The organism is Pengzhenrongella sp. (assembly GCF_036565025.1).
GTDB lineage: Bacteria > Actinomycetota > Actinomycetes > Actinomycetales > Cellulomonadaceae > Pengzhenrongella.
On record NZ_DATCNW010000272.1, the window covers coordinates 1 to 9,112 of the forward strand.

Annotated in this window: 11 protein-coding genes; 4 read left to right on the forward strand and 7 right to left on the reverse strand. The window is 70.7% G+C overall.

The window, feature by feature from the left end; all coding sequences use genetic code 11:
• Positions 1 to 159 precede the first annotated feature (159 nt).
• The 3 genes from VIM26_RS15830 to VIM26_RS15840 are packed head-to-tail and all read left to right on the forward strand — an operon-like array spanning position 160 to position 3,142.
• A complete protein-coding gene (locus VIM26_RS15830) occupies positions 160 to 2,595 on the forward strand; it encodes a GH92 family glycosyl hydrolase (protein WP_331952857.1) in 2,436 nt (811 codons plus the stop codon).
• 50 nt (positions 2,596 to 2,645) lie between these two features.
• Positions 2,646 to 2,894, forward strand: a complete 249-nt coding sequence (locus VIM26_RS15835; protein WP_331952859.1) for a type II toxin-antitoxin system prevent-host-death family antitoxin — start codon at positions 2,646 to 2,648, stop codon at positions 2,892 to 2,894.
• Positions 2,891 to 3,142 (forward strand): Txe/YoeB family addiction module toxin, encoded by a 252-nt coding sequence (locus tag VIM26_RS15840; protein ID WP_331952861.1) that lies wholly within the window; start codon positions 2,891 to 2,893, stop codon positions 3,140 to 3,142. The genes VIM26_RS15835 and VIM26_RS15840 overlap by 4 nt, the downstream gene beginning before the upstream one ends.
• A 12-nt stretch (positions 3,143 to 3,154) precedes the next feature.
• Here the strand turns inward: VIM26_RS15840 and pknB are convergent, their stop codons facing one another.
• From pknB to VIM26_RS15860, 4 genes are read right to left on the reverse strand one after another with little or no spacing between them, the layout of a single operon-like run.
• On the reverse strand, positions 3,155 to 5,179 hold the full coding sequence (gene pknB, locus VIM26_RS15845) for a Stk1 family PASTA domain-containing Ser/Thr kinase (protein WP_331952863.1): 2,025 nt from the start codon (positions 5,177 to 5,179) through the stop codon (positions 3,155 to 3,157).
• Between the two features lie 12 nt (positions 5,180 to 5,191).
• Complete coding sequence (locus VIM26_RS27135; protein WP_331952865.1) at positions 5,192 to 5,563, reverse strand: phosphotransferase; 372 nt, start codon at positions 5,561 to 5,563, stop codon at positions 5,192 to 5,194.
• Positions 5,505 to 5,750: a hypothetical protein gene (locus VIM26_RS15855; protein WP_331952867.1), complete on the reverse strand. Its 246-nt coding sequence runs from the start codon at positions 5,748 to 5,750 to the stop codon at positions 5,505 to 5,507. The genes VIM26_RS27135 and VIM26_RS15855 overlap by 59 nt, the downstream gene beginning before the upstream one ends.
• A 16-nt stretch (positions 5,751 to 5,766) precedes the next feature.
• The gene (locus tag VIM26_RS15860; protein ID WP_331952869.1) at positions 5,767 to 6,333 is read right to left on the reverse strand and encodes a hypothetical protein; all 567 of its coding nucleotides are present in this window, start codon (positions 6,331 to 6,333) and stop codon (positions 5,767 to 5,769) included.
• A gap of 114 nt (positions 6,334 to 6,447) precedes the next feature.
• On the opposite strand from VIM26_RS15860, the gene VIM26_RS15865 reads away from it, so the two are divergent.
• Positions 6,448 to 6,960, forward strand: a complete 513-nt coding sequence (locus VIM26_RS15865; protein ID WP_331952871.1) for a gamma carbonic anhydrase family protein — start codon at positions 6,448 to 6,450, stop codon at positions 6,958 to 6,960.
• Positions 6,961 to 7,005: 45 nt separating this feature from the next.
• Here the strand turns inward: VIM26_RS15865 and VIM26_RS15870 are convergent, their stop codons facing one another.
• From VIM26_RS15870 to VIM26_RS15880, 3 genes are read right to left on the reverse strand one after another with little or no spacing between them, the layout of a single operon-like run.
• Positions 7,006 to 7,482 (reverse strand): DUF6869 domain-containing protein, encoded by a 477-nt coding sequence (locus VIM26_RS15870; protein WP_331952873.1) that lies wholly within the window; start codon positions 7,480 to 7,482, stop codon positions 7,006 to 7,008.
• A 22-nt stretch (positions 7,483 to 7,504) separates the two neighbouring features.
• Positions 7,505 to 8,524, reverse strand: coding sequence for an LLM class flavin-dependent oxidoreductase (locus VIM26_RS15875; RefSeq protein ID WP_331952875.1), 1,020 nt, complete (start codon positions 8,522 to 8,524; stop codon positions 7,505 to 7,507).
• A gap of 1 nt (position 8,525) precedes the next feature.
• Complete coding sequence (locus VIM26_RS15880; protein WP_331952877.1) at positions 8,526 to 8,927, reverse strand: hypothetical protein; 402 nt, start codon at positions 8,925 to 8,927, stop codon at positions 8,526 to 8,528.
• Between the last annotated feature and the right edge of the window lie 185 nt (positions 8,928 to 9,112).

Genomic DNA, 9,112 nt, shown 5'->3' on the forward strand with positions numbered 1-9,112 from the left:
CGTAACGTCCGAGCGTTGACGTCCTATAGGACGTCAACGCTCGGACGTTACGGGTGCGAGACGTCGCCGGCCGCTCGGTACGCGTTCACCTCGTGGTGGCCCGGGCGTCGGCGGGGCGTTGTTGACTCTCGCTGCCGCCAGACTTCCCAAGGAGACTCCATGCGCAGGTCCCGCACCGTTGCCAGGGCCATCGCCCTCGCCGCCGTCGTCGTCGCCACCTCCGCCCCGACAGGCCCGGCTGCCGCGTTCGCGCCGGGGGTCGCGCCGTCCGTGGCGAGCCATGCCGTCTCCGACCCGGCGCAGTACGTGGACCCGTTGATCGGGACCGCCAACGGCGGCAACACCTACCCGGGGGCCGTGCGGCCGTACGGGATGCTGTCGTGGAGCCCGACGAGCACCGCGGGCGACCAGACGAGCACGGCGGCGTCGAACGGGTACTCCTACAACACGACGCGGCTGCGCGGGTTCGCCCTCACGCACGTCAACGGTGCCGGGTGCTTCCCGGGCGCCATGGGCGACGTGCCGATCCTGCCGTACACCGGCGCGATGACGGTCTCCCCCTCGGCCGACACCACGGACTCGGTCTACGCGAGCGCCTTCTCGCACGCCGACGAGCGGGCGGTGCCGGGCCGGTACACCCTGGGGCTCGCGAACGGAGCGACGACCGACTTCGCCGCGACCACTCGGGCCGGGGTCGCCGATCTGACGTTTCCGGCAGGCAAGGAGGCGAACCTGCTGTTCCGGACCTCCAACTCCCTCAACGGCAGCGAGTCCGCCGAGACCACCATCGATCCGCAAGCCCGGACGGTCTCCGGCTCGGTGCTGACCGGGGCGTTCTGCGGGCGCCGGGGTACCGGGAACGGCAGCAACAAGCGGAGCTACTACCGACTGCACTTCACCGCCCAGTTCGACCAGGCGTTCACCACGACGGGGACCTGGGTCGACGACACGCTCCGACCGGGCACGCGTGCCGCGACCGGTGGCGAGGGGTACGAGACCGGCGCAGCCCGCGCGGGCCGCGGTTCGGGCGGATGGGTCTCGTTCCCGAGCGGCGCGAAGGTCCACATGCGGGTCGGCATCTCCTACACCAGCGCCGACGCCGCCCGGGCGAACCTCGCGGCCGAGGTGCGGCCGACGGACACCGTGCGTCGGGTCGCCACCGACGCCGAACGGGACTGGAACCGGCACCTGCGACGCATCGAGGTCGCCGGCGGCCGCCCGGAGCAGCGGACGAAGCTGTACACGGCCGTCTATCACTCCGCGCTCGAGCCGAACGTCGTCAACGACGTCGCGGGCACCTATTTCGGAGCCGACCAGCAGATCCACCGGCTGGCCCGCGGACAGGGTGCGCAGTACGGCAACTTCTCGGGGTGGGACCAGTACCGCGCGCACACCCAGTTGCTGGCCCTGCTGGAGCCGAAGATCGCCGGCGACTACGCGCAGTCGCTGCTCAACAACGCCAAGGCGCACGACGGGGTGTGGGACCGCTGGGTCCACCTGACGGGGTGGACGCACGTGATGACCGGGGACCCCTCGGCGCCAGCGCTCGCCGGGTTCTACTCCCTCGGCGTGCGCAACTTCGCCGTCGAGGAGGCCTTCGACTCCCTGTACCGGCAGGCGACCGTGCCACACCCGGACGGGCTGTCGAGCTATGGCTGTCCCGGACAGTGCGCCGGGATCCGCCCGAACCTCGCGCTCTACCTCGACAAGACCTACATGCCGCAGGACGCCGGCCACATCTGGGGCGGCGCCGCCGAGACGCTCGAGGACTCGGTCGCCGACTACGCCCTCGCCGACTGGGCGGGCCGGCTGGGACGGGACGCGCAGCAGGCCGCGCTGCGCCCGCGCGCCGGCTACTGGAAGAACACCTTCAACCCGGGCGCCACCCCGGAGGCGGGCTACCAGCAGGCCCGGAACGCCGACGGGACCTGGGTCGCGCCGTTCGACCCGTCGTCCGACGTCGGCTTCGCCCAGGGCAGCTCGGCGACCTATACCTGGATGGTCCCCCAGGACGTCAGCGGGCTGGCCGAAGCGATGGGCGGCCCTGCGAAGGCGGCGGCCCGGCTCGACGGCTTCTTCCGCAAGCCCGACGGCGCCTGGGTCACCGGCGGGGACCCGCTGCGTTACGACGCCACGAACGAGCCCGGCATCCACACCCCGTGGCTGTACAACGCCCTCGGGCAGCCCGCCAAGACCCAGGAGACCGTGCGGGCGATGGAGCGTATTGCGTACGGCACCGGCGCGAAGGGCCTGCCCGGCAACGACGACCTCGGCACCATGTCGGCCTGGTACGTCTTCGCCGCCCTCGGCTTCTACCCGCAGAACCCCGCTCGGGCCGAGATGCTGCTCTCCAGCCCGACCTTCCCCAAGGCGTGGGTGCACCGCGACGGCGGGCCGACCATCACCATCGTCGCGCCGAATGCCTCCGCGACGAATGTCTTCGTCGACAAGGTCACGTTGAACGGTCGCGAGCGGACCCAGTCCTGGCTTCCCGAGGACGTCATGAACCGGGGCGGCGAGGTGCGCTTCGACCTCCGTTCCACCCCGGACCCCACGTGGGGCAAGGCAGCGAAGGACCTGCCGATCGATCACTAGCCGCTCTTGCGGCGAGTAGTACGATATCCGGTACTACTGAGGAGGCGTCCATGGCGATCACCGCCAGCGAGGCACGTAAGCGCCTGTTTCCGCTCATCGAGCAGGTGAACGCCGACCAGGAGCCCGTCGAGATCCTCTCCAAGGGCGGGACCGCGTTCCTCGTGTCCGAGGCCCAGTTCCGCTCGATGACCGAGACCGCCTACCTCCTGCGCTCGCCGGCCAACGCGCAACGCCTGCTGGCCAGCCTCGCCGAGGCCGACGCGGGCCAGACCCAGGAGCACGAACTGCTCGACTCGTGAGGGTCGTCTTCACCTCCGCCGGCTGGGAGGACTACTGCTCGTGGGCCGACGACCGGAAGATGCTGCGCCGGATCAACCGGCTCATCGACGAGGCGGGACGTGACCCGGCTGCCGGCATCGGCAAGCCCGAGCCGCTCTCGCAGAATCTCAAGGGATATTTCTCGCGCCGGATCACGGACGAGCACCGACTCGTGTACCGACGCGAAGGCGAGGACCTACTGATCGTCCAGGCGCGCTACCACTACTGAGCGGCTCGTCACTCACTGTCCGAGCGTCGTCGGCGGGCTGAAGACGCCCGTCGGGCCGCGCGCGACCGAGAGCGCGACCGTCGAGCCGGCCCGCACCTGCTCGCCCGCGTCCGGGTCCGACGCGGTCACGGTGTCCGGGGCCTCGTCGCTGTCGACAACGGTGCGTTCGGGCACCAGGCCGAGCGCCGTCAGCTCGGCGGCGGCGTCGGTGTAGCTCGCACCGACGAGGTCGTCCGGGATGGTCACCGTCGGCGTCGCCGTCGGCGGTGTCGGGGTGGGTGTCGGCGTCGGCGTCGGTGGGATCGCGATCGCGACGTCGATCGTGATGGTCGCGGTCTGCGACACGAGCCCCGGACCGCCCTCCTGCGACAGCACAGTGTCCGGGGGCTCGGTGCTCTCGACCGAGTTGGAGTTCGAGCTGAGCTTGAGCAGGCGCAGCGTCGCGACGGCGTCGGCCTTCGACTTTCCCACGAGGTTCGGCACGTCGACCTGGCCGGACGCGATGTAGATCGTGACCTTCTGCCCGGCGGGCACCGTCGCGTCGGCCGCGGGCTTCGTTCTGGTGACGTCGCCCTTGTCGACCGGCAGGTCCTCGGTCAGCACCGCCCCCACGGTCAGTCCGGCCGCCTTGAGCGCGGCGCGGGCCTCGTCCTGGGGCTGGCCGGTCACGTCGGGAACGGTGACCTGATCGGGTCCGCTCGAGATGAAGGTGGTGACGCTCGATCCGACCTTGACGTCTTCGCCGGCCGCCGGTTCGGTGCGCGTCACGAGGTCGGCGCGCACCGTGTCGCTGGCCTCGACCTCCCGCCGCGGGACGAGGCCGAGTGCGGTGAGGTCCGACGACGCCGTATGCCCGGTGAAGTTGACCAAGCTCGGGATCCGCACCGTGTCCGCCGCCGCGGTGCGATCCCCGTTGAGAGCGAGCAGCGCGATGATGCCTGCGACCGCGGCGAGCGCAATGACGATCAGGGTCCACAACAGGGCTCGGCGTGGTCGCGGCTCGTCCTCTGGCGGCACCAGGGCTGCGAACCCGGGCGTCTCGTTCCGGTCCCACACGGACGTGTCCGCCGGCCGATTCTGGGTGTCGGACGCGACCCGGGTCAGGACCTGGGTCGCCTGGCCCACGCCGGCCTCGGCGCTCGACGTGGTCAGTACCCCGACGGCCGGCGCTGACACCTGCCCGCCGCGCATCGCGGACTCGAGGTCCGCGCGGAACTCCGCCGCAGTGCTGTACCGGTCGTCCCGGTCCTTGGCGAGAGCCTTGAGCGTGATCCGGTCGAGCGAATCGGGCACGTCGGAGGCCAGCGAGCTCGGCGTCGGCGCCTGCTCGCGCACGTGCTGGTAGGCGACCGCGACCGCGGAGTCGCCCGTGAACGGCGGGCGCCCGGTGAGCAGCTCGAAGAGCAGGCAGCCGGTGGAGTACAGGTCGCTGCGGGCGTCGACCCGCTCGCCGCGCGCCTGCTCGGGGGAGAGGTACTGCGCGGTGCCGATAACGGCCGACGTCTGCGTCATCGTCGCGGCGGAGTCCGCGATGGCCCGGGCGATCCCGAAGTCCATCACCTTGACCGCACCGGTCGGCGTGAGCATCACGTTCGCGGGCTTGATGTCGCGGTGCACGATGCCGGCGTGGTGGGAGTACCCGAGCGCCGACAGGACGCCCGCGGTGATCTCCACGGCCTCCTCGATCGGCACGGCCCGGCTGTCCCGGAGGATGTCGCGGACGGTGTGGCCCTCGACGTACTCCATGACGATGAACGGCACGTGCGAGACGACACCGGTCGGCTCGGTGGTGAGGTCCTCGCCGGTGTCGTGCACCCCCACGATCGACGGATGGTTCAGCCCGGCGGAGGCCTGCGCCTCACGGCGGAACCGGGCCAGGAACGAGGGGTCGCGGGCCAGGTCGGAGCGCAGGATCTTGATCGCCACGGTCCGCCCGAGGCGGGTGTCGTGGCCGATGTGGACCTCGGCCATGCCACCGCGCCCGATGACCTCGCCAACCTCGTACCTGCCGGCGAGGATCCGGGATGCGTCGTCCACCACCACGCGTCCTTAGCTGTTGTCGTGAGCGCAGCGAGCAGAAGTCGCACCGGCGCGGGGGCGATAGTCCCAGGACGAATCCACAAGGAGCGCGTGCCCCGACCTTACTTGGTGGGTCGGCAGGTTCCCGCGCGCGCGCCGACGTCCTCGCCGCCTACCTTTCCGCCAGCACTCCAGCGAGCGCCCGCCGGCCCGCGTGCCCCCAGGACTGCTTGCCGCCGGGAAGTCCCTGTTCCCAGGCCTGTCCGACGCCGATGAGGATTCACCGAAGTCGATCACGCCCGAGAGTGTGCCGTCCGAGACGACGACGTTCGCCGGGTGAAGGTCACCGTGCAGCCAGACGGGTGGGTGGGCCTGCCCATGCGGGAGCCGCCACGGCGTCATCCCACAGGTCTCGGACCTCGCCGGCGACACCGTCGATGGCGAGGTCGCTGAGCGTGTTGCAGGCGCATCGCCACAGCCGGTTGTGCCAGCCGCCGACCACCTGGCGCAGGCTCAGTCCCGCGAGGTCCGGACGCTGCTCACGCAGGAGGGACCGGACCAGGTGCTCATCGATCTCACGATTGTCCATGTCACGCCTGCGATCCTCATCGACCCGACAGTCGGCCCCGTCGTGGGTCTGCGCGACGCATTGTGCCTGTTCGCAGATACGCCCACGACGAGACGACCAGAACCACGCACGACGCCACCACGGCGGTCGCCACGGGTCCGACCCAGGTCACCGGGATGAGGAAGAACACGTCGCGGTCCAGCAGGCTCGTCGGCCACCCGTCGAGCACCCGCAGGAACAGGTAGTACGTCAGGTCCCACACCGTGAAGGCGATGAAGAACGCCGCGAGCCGACGACGCAGCGTCTCGCCCGCCAGCACGGCGATCGCCACGAGCATGAAGAGCGTGGCGGCCTCTCGCGCGATCTCCACCTGGGTGAGGTGGAGGTCGACGAGCACGGAGCGGTCCGGCTGAACGAACGCAATGACCCCCAGATCGAGGTACACCTTCCGCGCGCCCAGGTGGTAGCCGGACTCGTAGCCGATGATCCGGCGCAGGTAGGACACCACGGCCGCCTCGACGAACCCGAAGCCCGTGCCGAACACGAGCAGCGCGACCAGGCGCAGCCGGACGCCGTCCCTGACGCGCGCGACCCGATCGGCCACTGGACCACCTCCGCCGTTGCCGGCCTCCATCGTCGCGCACCCGATCGCGCCGCGGGGCGTGGGCGGGATGGCGACTGCGGTCGACACCCGCTCCAGCGACGTAGTCTCGGGCCCATGATCAGCCTGCCCTTCGAAGGACGCACACCCGAGATCCACGACAGCGCCTGGATCGCGCAGAACGCCTCCCTGATCGGCAAGGTGCGCGTCCACGCCGACGCCAGCGTGTGGTTCGGCGCCGTGCTGCGCGGCGACATCGACGAGATCGTGCTCGGCGCCGGGTCGAACCTCCAGGACAACGCGGTGATGCACACCGAGCTCGGCTCGCCGGCGATCGTCGGCGAGGGCGTCAGCATCGGGCACGGCGCGGTCGTGCACGGCTGCACGATCGAGGACGGCTGCCTGATCGGGATGAACGCCACGGTGCTCACCGGAGCCGTCGTCGGGCGGGACTCCTTGGTCGCCGCCGGGGCGGTGGTCCTCGAAGGGGCCTCGATCCCGCCCCGCTCGCTGGTCGCGGGGGTACCCGGCAAGGTGCGCCGCCAGCTGACGGACGAGGAGGTCGCGGGCATCCACGACAACTCTGCGCGCTACGTCACGCGAGCGAAGATCTACGGACCGCAGGCGTGAGCCGTTGCGCCGCCTCGTCATCGCGCTATCGGGACACCGGCGCGGTCATGGGTGCCGGGGCCTGTTCCCCTGTCGCTTGCTCGGTCTCTTCGCCCGACGAGTCGGGTGCTCCGGGACGACGACGATCGGTTCGGGGATCAGGCGCCGCAGCTCCTCCGGCAGGCTCAGCCACCAGTCGCGGTCGAGCCAGATTCCGGCCACCGCCTGTGCCCACAACGGATCTGTCCGGCAGCGCTCGGCGATGGCGCCGGCGTAGGCCTCCTGGTGATCTGCCAGGAGATCCTCGATCGGGCCCGCCGCCACGTACCCCCGGTACGACTCGTCGCCCTCGGGGTCGTGCAGCATCGCGTCGAGAACGGTGAGGGGGAGATCGCCGCGATCGACAGCGTCGTGGACCGCGTCCCGCGCCCACGAGTGCTCCGACTCGGCAAGCTGCCTGGACGCGCGATCTCCGCCGCTGAGCCCGAGCCCCAGCCGATAGGAGCGCAGGATCTCGGCCGTCCGGTTCGCGTCCCAGGTCATGCCCGGATCCTAGGACGCAGGCTCAGCGCCAGCCGAGGTCCGGGGCGAGGTGGCGCAGCACGCTGTCCATGAGGTGAGCGTTGTAGTCGACGCCGAGCTGGTTCGGAATCGTGAGCAGCAGCGTGTCCGCGGCCGCGATCGCCTCGTCCTCGGCGAGCTCGGTCACCAGCTGGTCCGGTTCCGCGGCGTACGTCCTGCCGAATCGGGCCGCGCCGCCGTCCAGGTAGCCGACCTGGTCCTCGCTGTCGGCCTCCTGGCCGAAGTACGCACGGTCGAGATCGCTGACGATCGGGAAGATGCTGCGGCTGACCGAGACGCGCGGCTCGCGCTGGTGACCGGCGGCCTTCCAGGCGTCCCGGAACCGCTGGATCTGTTCGGCCTGGAGCTGGTGGAACGGCACCCCGGTGTCCTCGGTGAGCAGCGTCGAGCTCATCAGGTTCATGCCCTGCTTCGCGGTCCACTCGGCCGTCTCGCGCGATCCGGCGCCCCACCAGATCCGCCTCGACAGCCCCGGGGAGTGCGGCTCGATCCGGAGCAGGCCGGGCGGATTGGGGAACATCGGTCGCGGGTTCGGCTGCGCGAACCCCTCGCCCCTGAGCACCTCGAGGAACGCCCGGGTGTGCTCGCGGGCCATGGCGGCGTGGTCGGATCCCTCGGCGGGCTCGTAGCCGAAGTAGCGATACCCGTCGACCACCTGTTCGGGTGACCCCCTGCTGATGCCGAGCTGAAGCCGGCCACCGGAGATCAGGTCCGCCGCACCCGAGTCCTCGGCCAGGTAGAGCGGGTTCTCGTAGCGCATGTCGATCACGCCGGTCCCGATCTCGATCCGGCTGGTCCTGGCCCCGATGGCGGCGAGCAGCGGGAACGGCGAGGACAGCTGGTTCGCGAAGTGGTGCACCCGGAAGTAGGCGCCGTCGGCCCCGAGCTCTTCGACCGCGACCGCAAGCTCGATCGACTGGAGCAGTGCATCGGAGGCGGAGCGCGTCTGCGAGTACGACGACTGCTTCCAGTGGCCGAACGACAGGAACCCGATCTTCTTCATCTCACGCATCCTGCACCTGTTGCAGCGCCCACGGCAGTCGATCCACGAGCACGGCCCACTCCAGCACGGCACCCGAGGACGCCCGCACCCGAACCACGGCCGTATCGGGGTTCACCCACCAGACCTCGCGCCCCGTGGGACGGCGTGGCGCGTCGGCGTCCAGCTCCTCGATACGCACGACGACCGGCCCCAGGTGGATGACCCCAGCCGAGAGGACGGCCGTGCCGTGGCTCCAGCTGCCTGTCAGCAGCGGGTGGCTCCCGGACAGGATCCGCAGGCCGCACTCGACCTTGCCCTCACTCGCGAGCTTGTCCCCGCGCCGCCTGACGATCCGGTCGCCCAGGAGCCCGTCGAAAACGATGCCCAGCAGGTCGCCGATGAACTCGCCAATGAAACTGAGCATCTCGACCTCCGTCCCCGCACGCGCCAGCGAGCGAGCGAGCGAGCCATCGTCCCATCCGGCATGCGGGCACGGCCCCAGTTCGCGAACTGGGAGTTGTTGTCGCGCTGGACGCCGAAATACGACAACGTCTCCCAGTTCGCGGCGCGAGCGGCCCGAGGGCGGCGCGAGGGCGGCGGGCCGAGGCC

Coding starts and splice junctions, on each gene's coding strand:
- VIM26_RS15835 (WP_331952859.1), top strand. CDS start 2,646: ATGGCGATCACCGCCAGCGAGGCACGTAAGCGCCTGTTTCCGCTCATC.
- VIM26_RS15855 (WP_331952867.1), bottom strand. CDS start 5,750: ATGGACAATCGTGAGATCGATGAGCACCTGGTCCGGTCCCTCCTGCGT.
- VIM26_RS15865 (WP_331952871.1), top strand. CDS start 6,448: ATGATCAGCCTGCCCTTCGAAGGACGCACACCCGAGATCCACGACAGC.
- VIM26_RS15875 (WP_331952875.1), bottom strand. CDS start 8,524: ATGAAGAAGATCGGGTTCCTGTCGTTCGGCCACTGGAAGCAGTCGTCG.
- VIM26_RS15880 (WP_331952877.1), bottom strand. CDS start 8,927: ATGCTCAGTTTCATTGGCGAGTTCATCGGCGACCTGCTGGGCATCGTT.
- VIM26_RS27135 (WP_331952865.1), bottom strand. CDS start 5,563: ATGACGCCGTGGCGGCTCCCGCATGGGCAGGCCCACCCACCCGTCTGG.
- VIM26_RS15830 (WP_331952857.1), top strand. CDS start 160: ATGCGCAGGTCCCGCACCGTTGCCAGGGCCATCGCCCTCGCCGCCGTC.
- VIM26_RS15870 (WP_331952873.1), bottom strand. CDS start 7,482: ATGACCTGGGACGCGAACCGGACGGCCGAGATCCTGCGCTCCTATCGG.